Here is a 16,367-nt window from a genome sequence, read left to right as displayed (position 1 = left end):
GCCCGAAGCGTACGATCTTGGCTATGTCCCAGCAGCGTCTGCCCCACGCGTACTCCTGGAAGCTCGGGGACACCGGCCCCGCCGTCGCCGAGATCCGCTTCAAGCTCACCCTGCTCGGGCTGCTGCCCGAGCCCCCGGCCCTACGACCGGGTCGTCACATCCCCTCCGCCGAGGCCCTGTTCGACCCGGCGGTGGACGCCGCCGTGCGCCACTTCCAGCAGCAGCGCGGCCTCACCGCGGACGGCATCGTCGGCCCGGAGACCTACCGCCACCTCAACGAGGCCCGCTGGCGGCTCGGCGACCGGGTGCTCAGCTACATCCCCAGCAGCATGCAGGTCGGCGACGACGTCGCCGGGCTCCAGCAGCGTCTGCTCGACATGGGCTTCACCCCCGGCCGGGTGGACGGCATCTACGGCCCCGGCACCGCGCAGGCCGTCGGCGAGTTTCAGCGGAACATGGGCCTCTACCCGGACTGCACCCTCGGCCCCACCACCTACGTGGTGCTGGAGCGTCTCTCCCGAACCGTCGTCGGCGGCGCCCCCCACGTGATGCGCGAGACGGAGATGCTGCGGCACTCCGGCCCGGCACTCTCCGGCAAGGTGGTCGTGATCGACCCGGGCCACGGCGGCGTCGACCTCGGACTGCGGGCCGGCGGGATCAACGAGGCCGAGCTCGTCTGGGACGTCACCAGCCGCCTGGAGGGACGGCTGACGGCGCTCGGCGTGCGCACCTATCTCACCCGCACCGCCGACACCTCCCCCGACGAGGCGGAACGGATCCGCTTCGCCAACCGGACCAGCGCGGACCTGATGATCTCGCTCCATCTGGAGGGCCACGCCAACCCCACGGTCGGCGGCGTCGCCAGCTACTACTACGGCGACGACAGCCGCGGCCGCTGGTCCCACACCGGCAAGCAGTTCGCCGGGCTGGTCCAGCGCGAACTTGTCGCCCGCTGCGGCCTCGGAGACCTGCGCAGCCACGCCCGCACCTGGACCATGCTGCGGGCGACCACGATGCCCTGTGTCCGACTGGAGCTCGGCTACCTCACCCACCCCGACGACGCGGTCCGGCTGCACTCCCCGGAGATCCGCGCCCAGGCGGTCGAGGCGATCTCGGTGGCGGTCCAGCGGCTCTATCTGCCACCGGAGGACGACTCCCCGACGGGCGTGCTGCGGCTGCCGCTGACGCACGCATGAAGATCACCACCTGCTTCACGTGAAGCATTTAATGATCTTGGTCTGCTTCACAGCGGCCGGAGCGACGGCTCCTTCTGCACGGCGCCGAGCAGTCGCTCCAGGGCGACCTCCATCTCGCCCTTCCACGACAGCGCCGAGCGCACCTCCAAGCGCAGCCGCGGATAGCGGTGGTGCGGGCGGACCGTCTTGAAGCCCACCGCCAGCAGATGGTCCGCCGGCAGCACGCAGTGGGCATCCTCCGCCTTCGCGTCGCCGAATGCCTCGATCGCCTTGAAGCCGCGCCGCACCAGATCCTTGGCGACCGTCTGCACCAAGGTGCGCCCGATGCCCTGCCCCTGATAACCCGGCAGCACCCGAGAGGTCATCAACTGCACGGCGTCCGGCGAGATCGGGCTCGTCGGAAAGGCCAGCGAGCGCGGCACATAGGCAGGCGGCGCGTAGAGCACGAAGCCCACCGGCACGTCGTCGACATAGGCGATACGACCGCACGAGCCCCACTCCAGCAGCACCGCGGAGATCCAGGACTCCTTCTCCAACTCCGGCCGCCCGTCCTTGATGGCGGCCTCTCCGCTGACCGGGTCCAGCTCCCAGAAGACACAGGCTCTACAGGGCAGCGGGAGATCGGCGAGCGAGTCCAGTGTCAGCGGTACCAACCGGCGTCCCATGCCTCCACGATAAGCGCCCTCGTCCGAAGACACGCGGACGGACGCACGGCGAGGCATGGAAAAGCCCCCGCGTCCACAGACGCGGGGGCTTCGTCGGGTGTTGTCCTCGACGACAGGCTCTAGTCCTCGATCGGCTCGGCCTCGCCGCCGTCGCCCACCAGACCCTGGCGCAGCCGCTCGCCCTCGCCGGGAGCGAAGGAGCCGAGGATGCGGTCCAGGTCCTCGACGGACGCGAACTCCACGACGATCTTCCCGCGGTCCTTGCCCATCTCGACCTTGACCCGGGTGTCGAAGCGGTCCGACAGCCGGTTGGCCAGCGTGGCGAAGGCGGGCGAGATCCGACGGCCCGCCCGGGGCGTGGGGGCCTTTCTGGCCTTGCCGTCGTGGGACAGCAGGGTCGCGATCTCCTCCAGGTTCCGCACGGAGAGGCCCTCCGGGGAGATCCGCGCAGCGAGCTTCTCGCGCTGCTCCTCGTCCTCCACGCCGAGCAGAACGCGGGCATGCCCGGCGGAGAACTCCCCGGCGGCCAGCCGACGCTGCATGAACGGGGAGAGCTTCAGCAGTCGGACGGTGTTGCTCACATGGCCGCGCGAACGGCCGATCCGGTCGGCCAGCTCGCCCTGGGAGCAGGAGAAGTCGTACATCAGCTGCTCGTAGGCGGCCGCCTCTTCGAGCGGGTTCAGCTGGGCGCGGTGCAGGTTCTCCAGCAGCGCGTCGAGCAGCATCTTCTCGTCGTCGGTGGCCCGGACGATCGCCGGGATCGCTTCGAGCCCGGCCTCCTGGCTCGCGCGCCAACGGCGCTCACCCATGATCAGCTCGTAGCGCTCCGGGCCGACCTGGCGAACCACGATCGGCTGGAGCAGGCCGACCTCCTTGATGGAGGTGACCAGTTCGGCCAGCGCCTCCGGGTCAAACACCTCACGCGGCTGACGCGGGTTCGGGGTGATCGACTGGAGTGGCAGCTCGGCGAAGTACGCGCCCTCGACGGGCTTCAGGTCCGACCCTGCGGCCGACTCGACGTCGTCGACCATCGCTGTCGGCAGGGAGGCTACGCCGCCCGCACCGTTCAGGCCGGCGACCTTGACCGCCGCGATGCCGCGCTCGGGGTTGGCCACGGTCGCCGCAGCGGCGCCGGGGGCGCCCTGCGGACCCACCGGCGAGGCGGCGGCCGGGATCAGCGCCCCCAGACCACGACCCAGACCCCTACGACGCTCGCTCACCGGTTCCCCTCCATCGTGCTGTGCTGCTGGTCCATGTGCTGCTCGAGGCCGTGGGGCCGCTGGGCGTAGACGCCCGACGCCCCGCCGGCGGCGTAGCTGACCTCGGCCGCGGCGTCCGCCTCCGCTCCACGCAGAGCGATCTCCCGGGCGGCCTCCAGGTAGGAGAGCGCCCCGCTGGAGCCCGGGTCGTAGGTCAGCACCGTCTGCCCGTAGCTGGGTGCCTCGGAGACCCGAACCGAACGCGGGATGCTGGTGCGCAGCACCTCGGTGGTGAAGTGGTTGCGCACCTCCTCGGCGACCTGGGAGGCGAGCCGGGTGCGCGCATCGTACATGGTGAGCAGGATCGTGGAGACGTGCAGCGCCGGATTGAGGTGCGCACGGACCAGGTCGACGTTGCGCAGCAGCTGCCCCAGGCCCTCGAGCGCGTAGTACTCGCACTGGATCGGGATCAGCACCTCGCGCCCGGCGACCATCGCGTTGACGGTCAGCAGACCCAGCGAGGGCGGGCAGTCGATCAGGATGTAATCGAGCGGCTGCTCGTAGGCGGCGATGGCGCGCTGCAGCCGGCTCTCACGGGCGACGAGCGAGACGAGCTCGATCTCCGCGCCGGCCAGATCGATGGTGGCGGGGCAGCAGAACAGACCCTCGACGTCGATCACCGGCTGCACCACGTCGGCCAGCGGTTTGCCCTCGACGAGCACGTCGTAGATGGAGGGCACCTCGGCATGGTGGTCGATACCCAGCGCGGTGGAGGCGTTGCCCTGCGGGTCGAGGTCGATGACCAGGACGCGGGCCCCGTGCAGCGCGAGCGAGGCGGCAAGGTTGACCGTGGTGGTGGTCTTGCCGACGCCGCCCTTCTGGTTGGCGACCACGATCACGCGTGTCTGCGCGGGGCGCGGCAGAGGATCCCCGACCCGCGCCATCGCGGTGACGGCGGCCTGCGCGGCGCGCGCGATCGGGGTGTCGTCGGCGAGCGGCGGAGTGTCGGAGTCCTGCATGTCGGTCAGTGTTTCATGCGCCGGTGCCGGTTGGACAACGGGCGCGGCCCCGTCTCGGTCCGGCACCGGCAACCGCGGCCCGGGAACGGGCTCGGCGACGGCGGGAAGCTCAGCAACGGGATGTTCGACAGACATGGGTCCGCCCCCCTCACTCTCCGGGCTGTCCTCAGCATTTTCGCGCAGTCTGCGGGGCAGGGGAGGGAGTTGTGGACGATCGAGATCCCTGGTTCCGACATCTTCACTCGAATGACGGGCGGGACGGGTGCGGAGAGCGGCCTCACGGCTTCGGCTGAGGATGCCGGAGAGCAAGGAGCGATGTTTCACGAGCACCACGATGCCCTTTTTAGGGCAAATCTGACGCTTCGACACTCCGGTGCGTCGTGGCGCCGGAAAAACCAAGATCGCCAACTGTTTCACGTGTGACAGTTAGCGATCTTGAAATTCGACCCGCGATTCCGGGCCCTCGGTCAGTGCCGATTTCGCCGCGCCCGCGAGACACGGGCCGCCTTGGCGCGACGCGCCGCGGCCTTCACACCGCCCGGGCTCTCGCCGGCCTGCACCCGCACCACGTGCGTCGGCGTCGAGACCACCTCCGCGCCGACCACCTCCACCGACCACTCCTGCGCGCCCAGCTTCTGCAGCGCGGCCCGATGCTCGGCCACCTCCTGCTCCGCGGAGTCGCCCTTGAGCGCGAGCATCTGCCCGTAGGGGCGCAGCAGCGGCAGCCCCCAGCCGGCCAGGCGGTCCAGCGGCGCCACCGCCCGCGCGGTCACCACGTCCACCTGGAGCTTGCCGACCATCTCCTCGGCGCGGCCGCGCACCACCGTGACGTTCTCCAGGCGCAGCTCGCGGACGACCTCCTCGAGGAAGTTCGTTCGCCGCAGCAGCGGCTCCAGCAGCGTGATCTCCACGTCCGGACGCGCCAGCGCCACCGGGATGCCCGGCAGGCCGGCCCCCGAGCCCACGTCGCACAGCGACAGCGGAGACGGCTTCTCCGGAAGTGCCTCACCCAGCACCGCGCAGTTGAGGATGTGCCGCTCCCAAAGCCGCGGCACCTCACGCGGACCGATCAGGCCGCGCTTGACGCCCGCGTCCGCAAGCAGCTCCGCGTAGCGCACGGCCAGCGGCAGCCGGTCGCCGAAGAGCTGCGCGGCGACAGCCGGGGTCTCCCCGAGCTCCGTCGAAAACTCCTCCGGCTGGTCCTCGACCACGCCGCACCACTCCCTCACGCTCGCACTGATCACGCTGTTCGCACTGTTGCCGGTCGCACTGTCGCTGATCACACTCGGCACCGCCGCCACACCTGGAACGGCCCCGCCCGCGGACACGCACCATGCGTACCGCGGACGGGGCCGGAAGAACCGCTCAGTCCGCTCAGGCGGGCAGGACGACCACCCGGCGCTGGGGCTCCTCGCCCTCCGACTCGCTGCGCAGCCCCGCGGCCGCCACCGCGTCGTGGACCACCTTGCGCTCGAACGGCGTCATCGCCCGCAGGCGCACCGGCTCGCCGGACTCCTTGACGTCCTTGGCCGCCTGCGCGCCCAGCTCGGCCAGCTCCGCCCGCTTGCCCGCACGGAAGCCGGCAATGTCCAGCATCAATCGGCTGCGCTCCCCGGTCTCCCGGTGCACCGCCAGACGGGTCAGCTCCTGCAGGGCCTCCAGCACCTCGCCGTCGTGCCCGACCAGGCGCTGCAGCGAGCGCGTCGCGCCTGTGCCCTCACCGACGATCGACACCGAGGCGCGGTCGCCCTCGACGTCCATGTCGATATCGCCGTCCAGGTCGGCGATGTCGAGCAGCGCCTCCAGGTAGTCCGCCGCGATCTCGCCCTCCTGCTCCAGGTTGGCCAGCAGCTCGCTCTTGGACGTGCCCTCGGGGGCCACGGTGCCGTCCGTCACGGGATCGACTCCTTCGGTGAATCAGATGGAGACAGATGGAGGGATGGAGCTCAGGACTTCTTCTTGGGCGACTGGCCGCCGCCCTGCCGGTTGCCGCCACCGCCGGTGGTGGCCCGGCCGCGGGCCGGGGCGGTCTTGGTGCCGCCGCCCTGCTGGCCCTTGGCACCCTGCTGCTGACCGCCACCGGAAGAGGCGCGCTGCGCCTTGGTCTGGCGCTTCGGCTGCTGACGCACCGGCGCCGGCTCCGGCTCGGCGTCCTCGACCGGCTGGTCGGAGCCACCCTTGACCAGCGCGGCGATGCCGCCCTTGACCTCGGTGCCGTCGGCGTTGAGCTTGCCGGCCGCCTTGAGGCGCGCCTGGCGCTCCTTCCAGGCCACCGAACCCGGGGTCGGGTTGTTGCGGATGATCACCAGCTGCTGGCCGAGGGTCCAGATGTTGGTGGTGAACATGTAGATCAGCACACCGATCGGCATGGCCGGGCCGGTGAAGACGTAGATCAGCGGCAGGAAGTACATCATCATCTTCTGCTGCTGCATGTACGGCGTCTTGACCGTGAGGTCGACGTTCTTCGTCATGATCTGCCGCGTGGTCATGAACTGCGTGACACACATCAGCAGGATGAAGATCGCGGTGACGATCCGGACGCTCGTGCTGTGGGTCGAGTAGAACGTCCCCGAGATCGGCGCACCGAAGATGTGCGCCTGCTGCGCGCTGTGGACCTGGGTCGCCGTGAGGACGCCGACCTGGTGGCCCTGGGAGATCAGACGGAGCACACCGTAGAGCGCGCCACCGATCGGGATCTGGATGAGCATCGGCAGGCAGCTCGCGGCAGGGTTGGTGCCGGCCTCCCGATAGAGCTTCATCATCTCTTCGGACTGGCGCTGCCGGTCGTTCTTGTACTTCTCCTGGATGACCTTCATCTTCGGCTGCAGAGCCTGCATCGTCCGCATGGACTTGATCTGCTTGGTGAAGATCGGGATCATCGCCGCGCGGACGACGAGCACCAGGAGCACGATCGAGAGGCCCCAGGCCCAGCCGCTGTTCGGATCGAACACCTGGCTGAACATGCCGTGGAAGGCACTGATGATCGCGGAGACCACGTAATACAGCGGACTCAGGATCGTGTCGTAGAAATGCACCGGTCAGACTCCTTGGGCATTGGTCGAAGGCACCGGCTTGCGAAGACGCCGGTACCAGACCGGGTGCTTTCGTTCCGGGACGTAATCGAAGCCGCCTGGGCTCCAGGGGTTGCACCGCAGGATCCGCCAGGCGGTGAGTACGGTGCCCTTGATCGCACCGTGGACCTTGATGGCCTCGAAGCCATAACGCGAGCAGGACGGGTGGTATCGACACACCGGTCCCAGCATGGGGCTGATGGTCCACTGATAGAGCTTGATCAGCCCCAACAGCGGGTACTTGCCTGCAAAGAGGCCGACCAAGCCGACCATCACCCACAGCAGGTACGTCACTACCCTGCTCCCGTCGGCGATGAGGCGCTCAATTTGCGCAGCGCGGAGTCCAGATCGCGTGCCAGGTCCGCGTACTGCGCCTCGGCGGCCGAGGGCAGCGCGCGTACCACTATCAGGCTACCTGCGGGCAGGCGGCCGATACGCTCGGCCATCAGCTGCCGCAGCCTCCGCTTGACGCGGTTCCGGACCACGGCCACACCGACGGCCTTACTGACAACAAAACCCGCACGCGCCGGGAGAAAGTTCCCCCCGGCGCCGTGCGGGTCTGCAGGCTCCGCAGTCGCGCCACCGGTGTACAGGTGCACGACGAGCAGCGGACGGCCGACTCTCCGGCCCCGCCGCACCGCGGTCGCGAAATCCTCGCGCCGCCTCAGCCGAGATTCGGAGGGCAGCACGACCCGACAACCTCTGCTTCAGGTGTCGGATCAGGCGGACAGGCGCGCGCGGCCCTTTTCGCGGCGCGCCGCGAGGATGGCACGGCCGGCACGCGTACGCATCCGCAGGCGGAAGCCGTGGGTCTTCGCGCGACGGCGGTTGTTCGGCTGGAAGGTGCGCTTGCTCACGGGAGAACTCCAGGTCAATCGAAGGGGCGGCCGGACCGTCGCTTGGCCGTCACCGTGCGTCCGCGCGATCCCCATAACCCGTTCGATACGGTGATCCACGACGCCCAGAGCTGCGCGCCTCTTTGCGGAGACTCCGCGGGCATGCGGCAGCGGCCATCGACAACTCGACCTCGTTACGGTACGCGGAACGGCCCCGACGGGTCAAACCAGCTCCTCGCGGGGCCCTCCAGGGCGGCCTCGCAACCGCCTGCGCAGGCGGCCGTGACACGTTTCCCACACCCTGTGGACAACAACTTGAACGAGGACGCTTCGGCCGCCTACCGTTGACAGACTTTCCCATGGAACTCCTGCCCCCAGTGAAGGCGTGCACCAGTGGCTGACCCAACAAACGATCTCGCTTCCGCATGGGGGCGAGTCGTCGAGCGACTGGCGAACGACCCGGCGGTCGAGTCCATGGACAAGAAGTGGCTCCAGCGCACCCACCCCATGGGGATGATGGCCCACACCGCGCTGCTCGCCGCCCCCAACGAGTACGCCAAGGGCGTACTGGAGGGCCGGCTGGTCCAGCAGATCACCGAGTTGCTCGGGCAGGAGTTCCAGCGCCAGGTGCTGATCGCTGTGGTCGTCGACGCCAGCGCCGGCAGCCTGGCGCCGGCCCCCCAGTCGGCGCCGCCCGCCCAGCAGCAGCAGCCGCAGCAGACCTACCAGGTGGGCCCACAGCAGCAGTCCCAGCCCCCGCACGCGCCCGCCCAGCACGGCTACGGCTACGCCCAGCCCTTCGCCGAGCCGTACCCGTCCGGTGAGCCCTACCCCGCCGAGCCCTACCCCGCCGGCCCCGCGCCCCAGCCCGAGCCGACCCCGCAGCAGCCCGCCTACCGCGACGAGTGGGCCGTGCCGCAGCTGCCCGTCCAGCTGCCGCCGCCCGTTCAGCAGAAGACCGGGCAGCCGGAGACCGGGGAGCGCGGCGCCGCCCCGACCCTGCCGGCCCTCCCGGACACGGCCTCCGCCGAGCACGCGCCCCAGGGCGAGCAGCTGCCCGCCGTCCCCGCGACGCCGCCGCTGCCGCGCCCCGGCACCGGCTCCAGCGGCAGCAGCCCGCTGCCGCCCGGCGGCGGCAAGGACGAGCCGGCCGCCCGGCTGAACCCCAAGTACCTCTTCGACACCTTCGTCATCGGCTCCAGCAACCGCTTCGCCCACGCGGCCGCGGTCGCCGTGGCCGAGAGCCCGGCCAAGGCCTACAACCCGCTCTTCATCTACGGGGAGTCGGGGCTGGGCAAGACGCACCTGCTGCACGCCATCGGCCACTACGCCCGCAGCCTCTACCCCGGCACCCGGGTGCGGTACGTGAGCTCCGAGGAGTTCACCAACGAGTTCATCAACTCGATCCGCGACGACAAGGGCGACGGCTTCCGGCAGCGCTACCGGGACATGGACATCCTGCTGGTCGACGACATCCAGTTCCTGCAGAACAAGGAGTCGACGCAGGAGGAGTTCTTCCACACCTTCAACACCCTGCACAACGCCAACAAGCAGATCGTGATCTCCTCCGACCGGCCGCCCCGCCAGCTGGTCACCCTGGAGGACCGGCTGCGCAACAGGTTCGAGTGGGGCCTGACCACCGACGTCCAGCCGCCCGAGCTGGAGACCCGCATCGCGATCCTGCGCAAGAAGGCGATCCAGGAGCAACTGAACGCCCCCGCCGAGGTGCTGGAGTTCATCGCCTCGCGGATCTCGCGGAACATCCGCGAGCTGGAAGGCGCGCTGATCCGCGTCACCGCCTTCGCCAGCCTCAACCGGGCGCCGGTGGACCTGCAGCTGGCCGAGATCGTGCTGAAGGACCTGATCCCGGGCGGCGAGGAGGACGGGCCGGAGATCACTGTCGGCGTCATCATGCAGCAGACGGCCGCCTACTTCGGTCTGAGCGTGGACGACCTCTGCGGCTCCTCCCGCAGCCGGGTGCTGGTGACGGCACGCCAGATCGCCATGTACCTGTGCCGGGAGCTGACCGACCTCTCGCTGCCGAAGATCGGCGCCGCCTTCGGCGGCCGCGACCACACCACGGTCATGCACGCGGACCGCAAGATCCGCACGATGATGGCGGAGCGACGGGCCATCTACAACCAGGTGACCGAGCTGACCAACCGCATCAAGAGCTGACGCTCGGCGGACCGACGTGTGGAGGGGCGCCCCCGGTGGGGGGCGCCCCTCCGGCGTTTGCCCACAGATCCGGGCGAACGGCCTGTCCACATGCTGGGGAGAACCGAGTTATCCAGAACCCGTCCACAGGGAGCGGGCGTCTGGAAGGATCGTCCCAGCTCAGGTCCCTGTGGAACTGTGGGAAGAGGTTCTCCACACCCTGTGGAGAACCTGCGGCCCGTCAACCCGACGCCACAGTTATCCACGCGCTGTCCCCAGGGAGGGGCCGGTTATCCCCAGAATCCGGCCGCTTCTCCACAAGAATGTCCACAGAACGGCAACATGGAAGGCCTATTCACCGGCTCGAGCGAATTGGGTCACGTGATGTTGCCACAGGGGCTGTGGGAAACCGGGGGAAAACCTGGGGACAGAGTGGTGGACAACCTGGGGACAACCCAACCCGCCTGTGCACAAGGGGTGCTGCATCCACAGGGCGCCCAGTTTTTCCACCGCGGCCGTCCCCAGGCGATGTGGACAAAAAATGGCCCCCGACCAGCGGGGGAAGGGGTTATCCACGGTTTCCACAAGGCCTACTACTACTACCCACTAGATATAGCTCGGTCTTGATCCAAAAGCGGGTGGGGCTCAGATCTGTGGAGAACGTGACCTGGACGCACGTTCGATGCCTCTTCGGGGCCTTCTGCCTCGGCTGTCCGTGGTATGCGTCAGACTGTTCCTCGGCAACAGGAGCGTGCCCCGTCCCGCGGGCCTCCATGCGTGCCTCAGATGAACACCTAGCTGAACACCAAGCGACATCCACCCAGGAGGCGGTTACCGGTGAAGTTCCGGGTCGAGCGTGACGTCCTCGCGGAGGCGGTGGCCTGGGCCGCGCGCAGCCTCCCGGCAAGGCCCCCGGTGCCCGTTCTCGCGGGTCTGCTGCTGACGGCCGAGAGCGACGGCGCTGAGGGCCGTCTCAGCCTCTCCGGCTTCGACTACGAGGTCTCCGCGCGCGTGGCGACCGAGGCGGACGTGGAGGAGGCCGGCACGGTCCTGGTCTCCGGCCGCCTGCTGGCCGACATCTCGCGCGCGCTTCCCAACAGGCCTGTGGAGATCTCCACCGACGGCGTGCGGGTGCTCGTCGTCTGCGGCAGCTCGCGATTCACACTCCCCACGCTTCCTGTGGACGAGTACCCGGCCCTGCCGCAGATGCCCACCGCCTCCGGCGTGGTCCCCGGCGACGCGTTCGCCGCCGCCGTGGCCCAGGTGGCCGTCGCCGCCGGCCGTGACGACACGCTTCCGGTGCTGACCGGCGTCCGCGTCGAGATCGAGGACGACCGGGTCACCCTGGCGGCGACGGACCGCTACCGCTTCGCCGTCCGCGAGCTGCTGTGGAAGCCGGAGCAGCCCGGTCTCTCCGCCGTGGCGCTGGTCCCGGCGAAGACCCTGCTCGACACCGCGAAGTCGCTCAGCGCGGGCGACAACGTCTCCATCGCGCTGGCCGGCAGCGGCAAGGGCGAGGGCCTGATCGGCTTCGAGGGCGCCGGACGCCGGACGACCACGCGCCTCCTGGAGGGCGAGTTCCCGAAGTTCCGGGCCCTCTTCCCGACGGAGTTCTCCGCGATCGGCACGGTGCCCACGCAGGCCTTCGTCGACGCCGTCAAGCGCGTCTCGCTGGTCGCCGAGCGGAACACCCCGGTGCGGCTGAGCTTCGAGCAGGGCGTGCTGACGCTGGAGGCCGGCTCCGGCGACGACGCACAGGCTGTGGAGCGGATCGACGCGGACCTCGAGGGCGACGACATCTCGATCGCCTTCAACCCGGCCTACCTGCTGGACGGCCTGTCGGCCATCGACTCCCCGGTCGCCCAGCTCAGCTTCACGACGGCGACGAAGCCGGCGCTGCTCAGCGGCAAGGCTTCGCAGGAGTCCGAGGCGGACGAGTCGTACAAGTACCTGATCATGCCGGTCCGCCTCTCGGGCTGAGTCGGCTGACCGCAGGCGGCAGCGGCCTCAGGGGCCGCATGTCGGCAGAGCCCCGCGCCCCCGGAGGGTGCAACCGCCGGTGGGCGCGTATCCGAATCCCGCGCCCACACGGCGGAGCCGCACGTCGGTGCAGCCTCGCGTCTCCGGAGGTCCCTGCGGGGATAGGCTCGTGCCTTGGTGCGGCAACGGGGCCGCGGACAGTCGATACGGAACGAAGGACTGATCATGCAGCTCGGACTCATCGGTCTCGGCAAGATGGGCGGCAACATGCGCGAGCGCATCCGCCGCGCCGGCCACACCGTGGTCGGCTACGACCGCGACCCCGCCCTGTCCGATGTGGCGAGCCTGAAGGAGCTGGTCGGCTCGCTCTCCGCGCCGCGCGTGGTGTGGGTGATGGTCCCGGCCGGTGGCCCGACGCAGTCGACCGTGGACGAGCTGGCCGAGCTGCTGGAGCCGGGTGACGTCGTCGTCGACGGCGGCAACTCCCGCTGGACGGACGACGAGAAGCACGCCGCGGACCTGGCCGAGAAGGGCATCGGCTTCGTCGACTGCGGTGTCTCCGGCGGTGTCTGGGGTCTGCAGAACGGTTACGCCCTGATGTACGGCGGCTCCGAGGACGACATCGCCAAGGTGCAGCCGATCTTCGACGCGCTGAAGCCCGAGGGCGACTTCGGCGCCGTGCGCGCCGGCAAGGTCGGCGCGGGCCACTTCGCCAAGATGGTCCACAACGGCATCGAGTACGCCATGATGCAGGCCTACGCCGAGGGCTGGGAGCTGCTGGAGGCCGTGGACAGCGTCGAGAACGTCCGCGAGATCTTCCGCTCCTGGCGTGAGGGCACGGTCATCCGGTCCTGGCTGCTGGACCTGGCCGTGGACGCCCTCGACAAGGACGCGCACCTGGGCAAGCTGAAGGGCTACGCCGCGGACTCGGGCGAGGGCCGCTGGACGGTCGAGGCCGCGATCGACCACGCGGTGCCGCTGCCGGCGATCACCGCCTCGCTGTTCGCCCGCTTCTCCTCGCGGCAGGACGACTCGCCGCAGATGAAGATGATCGCCGCGCTGCGCAACGAGTTCGGCGGCCACGCGGTCGAGAGCAAGTAGCCAAGTAGAGGGAACTCCACAGGAGTTATCCACAACCTGCGAAGGAAGCTGTGCACGTCGCGCATCTGTCGCTGGCCGACTTCCGCTGTTACGCCCGGGTCGAGGTTCCGCTCGACCCGGGCGTCACCGCGTTCACCGGTCCCAACGGTCAGGGCAAGACCAACCTGGTCGAGGCCGTCGGCTATCTGGCGACCCTCGGCAGCCACCGGGTGGCGGGCGACGCCCCGCTGGTGCGGCTGGGGGCGGAGCGGGCGGTCGTGCGGGGGCTGGTGGTGCGCGACGAGCGGCAGACGCTGATCGAGCTGGAGCTCAATCCGGGCCGGGCCAACCGGGCGCGGATCAACCGCAGTGACAACGTGCGGCCGCGCGACGTGCTGGGTCTGCTGCGGACGGTGCTGTTCGCACCGGAGGACCTGGCGCTGGTCAAGGGGGACCCGGGCGAGCGCCGCCGCTTCCTGGACGAGCTGCTGACGTTGCGCGCGCCGCGGCTGGCGGGGGTGCGGCAGGACTACGAGCGGGTGCTGAAGCAGCGCAACGCGCTGCTGAAGTCCGCGGCGCAGGCGCGGCGCGGGGCGGGCCGGGGGATGGATCTGTCCACCCTCGACGTGTGGGACGACCATCTGGCCCGGGCGGGCGCGGAGCTGCTGGCGCAGCGGCTGGATCTGGTGGCGGCGTTGCAGCCGCTGGTGGCGCGGGCGTACGAGGAGCTGGCGCCGAGCGGTGGCGGGACGGTGCTGGAGTACCGCTCGTCGATGGGTGAGGGCGTGCCGCTGTCGGGCGGCCGCGAGGCGCTGTACGCGGCGCTGACGGCCGCGTTGGGGGCGGCGCGCAAGCAGGAGCTGGAGCGGGGGCTGACGCTGGTGGGCCCGCACCGTGACGAGCTGGGCCTGCGTCTGGGGGATCTGCCTGCGAAGGGTTACGCCTCCCACGGGGAGTGCTGGTCGTACGCGTTGGCCCTGCGCCTGGCCTCCTACGACCTGCTGCGCGCGGACGAGTTCGGGGGGCCCGAGGGGCCTTCGAACACGGGTGGTGGCGGGCTGGCGGGCGGGCCGGTGCTGATCCTCGACGACGTCTTCGCGGAGCTGGACGCGCGGCGGCGGGAGCGTCTGGCGGAGCGGGTGGCGACGGGCGAGCAGGTGCTGGTCACGGCGGCGGTCCCGGAGGACGTGCCGGAGGCGTTGAGGGGCGCGCGGTACTCGGTGCAGGACGGCGAGGTCACCCGCGTCTGAGACGGGTCCGGGACCTGGTCCGGGTCGGAGCTGGGGCGGCTCCCGAGTCGGCCTTCGAGTCGGATCTGCGGCGGCTTCGGGACGCGTACTCTGGAGGCTTGTCCACAGGGTGTGCATGCCCTCCGGGAGCGAGAGGTGAGGCGCCGCGTTGTCCGAGGAGACTCCCGAGCTCAGTGGCGTCGATCTGGCCCGCGTCGCGCTGCGCGCCGCCAAGGAGCAGGCCCGGCTGCGCGGCGAGGCCACCGCGCAGAAGAAGCAGGCGAGAAGGACGGGCCTGCGGTCGGGCGCCCGTGCGGACGGCCGTGATCCCCAGCCGTTGGGGAACGCGATCAGCCGGCTGATCGCGGAGCGCGGCTGGGAGGCGCCCGCCGCGGTGGGCGGGGTGATGGGCCGGTGGCCCGAGATTGTGGGGCGGGACATCGCCGCGCACTGTGAGCCCGAGCATTTCGACGAGGACGAGCGGGTCCTCACGGTTCGCTGCAGCTCGACCGCGTGGGCGACTCAACTTCGTTTGATGGCACCGCAGTTGCTTCGGACGCTGAACGGCGGGCTGGGCGACGGAACGGTGCGTTTCATCAAGGTCCAGGGGCCCGCCACGGGCCCGGCCCGCTACCGCGGCAGGCTGCGTGCGCCGGGCAGCAAGGGGCCCGGCGACACCTGGGGTTAACGCGGAACGGCGAAACGGCCGTCTAAGCGCTCTGCGCCCCCCTCGCGGGTGTGGGGACATGTCGGGCGCATGTTGACGTCCGGCACGGGCCGTTCAGAGGGCGGCAAAGCCCCGTCTCTGTCAGTCGTACCGGTAGACTGGAAGCCAAACACCGCCACGAGCGGAGACGCTCGTGGTGGAGAGTCGTAACGCCGTGGCCGCCTCCGGCCCGCCCACTGGGGCCGGGACGGCCCGCGCTGTGCCAGAGAGGGCGTTTCGTGGCCGAGTCCGGCAACCCCAACCAGTCCCCAGACGAGAACGGCAAGAACGAGAAGTCGTACGACGCCAGTGCCATCCAGGTGCTGGAGGGGCTCGAGGCCGTCCGCAAGCGCCCGGGTATGTACATCGGCTCCACCGGTGAGCGCGGTCTGCACCACCTCGTCTACGAGATCGTCGACAACTCCGTCGACGAGGCCCTCGCCGGTCACGCCGACACGATCGACGTGACGATCCTGCCCGACGGCGCGGTGCGCGTCGTCGACAACGGCCGTGGCATCCCGGTCGGCGTGGAGAAGACGACCGGCAAGCCGGCCGTCGAGGTCGTGCTGACCGTGCTGCACGCCGGCGGCAAGTTCGGCGGCGGCGGCTACGCCGTCTCCGGCGGTCTGCACGGCGTCGGCGTCTCCGTCGTGAACGCCCTGTCGACCCGCCTCGCGGTCGAGGTGAAGACCGACGGCTTCCGCTGGTCGCAGGAGTACAAGAGCGGTGTGCCGGTGGCCCCGCTGGCCCAGCACGAGGAGACCTCGGAGACGGGCACCACGGTCACCTTCTGGGCCGACCCGGAGATCTTCGAGACCACCGAGTACTCCTTCGACACGCTCTCGCGCCGCTTCCAGGAGATGGCCTTCCTCAACAAGGGCCTGACCATCTCGCTGACGGACGAGCGTCCGGACCACACCGACGACGAGGGCAAGCCCAACGCGGTGCGGTACCACTACGAGGGCGGCATCTCCGACTTCGTGACATACCTCAACTCCCGCAAGGGCGAGGTGGTCCACCCGACCGTCATCGACTTCGAGGCGGAGGACAAGGACAAGACGATCTCCGTCGAGATCGCCATGCAGTGGAACACCTCGTACAACGAGGGCGTCTACTCGTTCGCCAACACCATCCACACCCACGAGGGCGGCACCCACGAGGAGGGCTTCCGGGCCGCGCTCACGGGTCTGGTCAACCGGTACGCGCGCGACAAGAAGCTGCTGCGCGAG

At 70.0% G+C, this 16,367-nt stretch carries 16 protein-coding genes; 7 read left to right on the top strand and 9 right to left on the bottom strand.

Annotated elements, in window-relative coordinates:
- Positions 1–23: 23 nt before the first annotated feature.
- Positions 24–1,196 carry an N-acetylmuramoyl-L-alanine amidase gene (locus TR49_RS23115; protein WP_042384627.1) on the top strand — a complete coding sequence of 391 codons (1,173 nt, stop codon included), beginning with the start codon at positions 24–26 and terminating at the stop codon, positions 1,194–1,196.
- 47 nt (positions 1,197–1,243) lie between these two features.
- Here the strand turns inward: TR49_RS23115 and TR49_RS23110 are convergent, their stop codons facing one another.
- The 9 genes from TR49_RS23110 to rpmH form a co-directional block, all read right to left on the bottom strand.
- Positions 1,244–1,861, bottom strand: coding sequence for a GNAT family N-acetyltransferase (locus TR49_RS23110; RefSeq protein ID WP_042384625.1), 618 nt, complete (start codon positions 1,859–1,861; stop codon positions 1,244–1,246).
- Positions 1,862–1,980: 119 nt separating this feature from the next.
- Positions 1,981–3,081: a ParB/RepB/Spo0J family partition protein gene (locus TR49_RS23105; protein ID WP_042384624.1), complete on the bottom strand. Its 1,101-nt coding sequence runs from the start codon at positions 3,079–3,081 to the stop codon at positions 1,981–1,983.
- Complete coding sequence (locus TR49_RS23100; RefSeq protein ID WP_304941190.1) at positions 3,078–4,079, bottom strand: ParA family protein; 1,002 nt, start codon at positions 4,077–4,079, stop codon at positions 3,078–3,080. Before TR49_RS23100 ends, TR49_RS23105 begins: the two co-directional genes overlap by 4 nt.
- 467 nt (positions 4,080–4,546) lie before the next feature.
- Positions 4,547–5,290, bottom strand: a complete 744-nt coding sequence (gene rsmG / locus TR49_RS23090; RefSeq protein ID WP_042384794.1) for a 16S rRNA (guanine(527)-N(7))-methyltransferase RsmG — start codon at positions 5,288–5,290, stop codon at positions 4,547–4,549.
- A gap of 163 nt (positions 5,291–5,453) precedes the next feature.
- Positions 5,454–5,975 (bottom strand): Jag family protein, encoded by a 522-nt coding sequence (locus TR49_RS23085; RefSeq protein ID WP_042374299.1) that lies wholly within the window; start codon positions 5,973–5,975, stop codon positions 5,454–5,456.
- 50 nt (positions 5,976–6,025) lie between these two features.
- Positions 6,026–7,114: a membrane protein insertase YidC gene (gene yidC, locus TR49_RS23080; protein WP_042384618.1), complete on the bottom strand. Its 1,089-nt coding sequence runs from the start codon at positions 7,112–7,114 to the stop codon at positions 6,026–6,028.
- A gap of 3 nt (positions 7,115–7,117) precedes the next feature.
- Positions 7,118–7,423, bottom strand: a complete 306-nt coding sequence (gene yidD, locus TR49_RS23075; RefSeq protein ID WP_042374312.1) for a membrane protein insertion efficiency factor YidD — start codon at positions 7,421–7,423, stop codon at positions 7,118–7,120.
- Between the two features lie 20 nt (positions 7,424–7,443).
- The gene (gene rnpA, locus TR49_RS23070; RefSeq protein WP_042384616.1) at positions 7,444–7,839 is read right to left on the bottom strand and encodes a ribonuclease P protein component; all 396 of its coding nucleotides are present in this window, start codon (positions 7,837–7,839) and stop codon (positions 7,444–7,446) included.
- A gap of 30 nt (positions 7,840–7,869) precedes the next feature.
- On the bottom strand, positions 7,870–8,007 hold the full coding sequence (gene rpmH, locus TR49_RS23065; RefSeq protein ID WP_034089364.1) for a 50S ribosomal protein L34: 138 nt from the start codon (positions 8,005–8,007) through the stop codon (positions 7,870–7,872).
- A 372-nt stretch (positions 8,008–8,379) separates the two neighbouring features.
- Between rpmH and dnaA the strand changes: the two genes are divergently transcribed.
- From dnaA to TR49_RS23035, 6 genes are all read left to right on the top strand, one after another.
- A complete protein-coding gene (dnaA, locus tag TR49_RS23060; RefSeq protein ID WP_084725287.1) occupies positions 8,380–10,164 on the top strand; it encodes a chromosomal replication initiator protein DnaA in 1,785 nt (594 codons plus the stop codon).
- Between the two features lie 816 nt (positions 10,165–10,980).
- A complete protein-coding gene (gene dnaN, locus TR49_RS23055; protein WP_042384611.1) occupies positions 10,981–12,123 on the top strand; it encodes a DNA polymerase III subunit beta in 1,143 nt (380 codons plus the stop codon).
- 225 nt (positions 12,124–12,348) lie between these two features.
- Positions 12,349–13,224: a phosphogluconate dehydrogenase (NAD(+)-dependent, decarboxylating) gene (gene gnd, locus TR49_RS23050; RefSeq protein WP_042384609.1), complete on the top strand. Its 876-nt coding sequence runs from the start codon at positions 12,349–12,351 to the stop codon at positions 13,222–13,224.
- A 50-nt stretch (positions 13,225–13,274) separates the two neighbouring features.
- Positions 13,275–14,453 carry a DNA replication/repair protein RecF gene (recF, locus tag TR49_RS23045; RefSeq protein WP_042384605.1) on the top strand — a complete coding sequence of 393 codons (1,179 nt, stop codon included), beginning with the start codon at positions 13,275–13,277 and terminating at the stop codon, positions 14,451–14,453.
- Positions 14,454–14,601: 148 nt separating this feature from the next.
- Entirely contained in the window at positions 14,602–15,120 is a 519-nt protein-coding gene (locus TR49_RS23040; protein ID WP_042384603.1) for a DciA family protein, read from the top strand.
- Positions 15,121–15,377: 257 nt separating this feature from the next.
- Positions 15,378–16,367, top strand: a 990-nt coding sequence (locus tag TR49_RS23035) for an ATP-binding protein (RefSeq protein ID WP_042384600.1), incomplete at its 3' end; no start/stop codon positions are given.

It is taken from the genome of Streptacidiphilus melanogenes (assembly GCF_000787835.1).
Classification (GTDB): domain Bacteria; phylum Actinomycetota; class Actinomycetes; order Streptomycetales; family Streptomycetaceae; genus Streptacidiphilus; species Streptacidiphilus melanogenes.
This window is presented reverse-complemented; position numbering and strand designations above follow the sequence as displayed.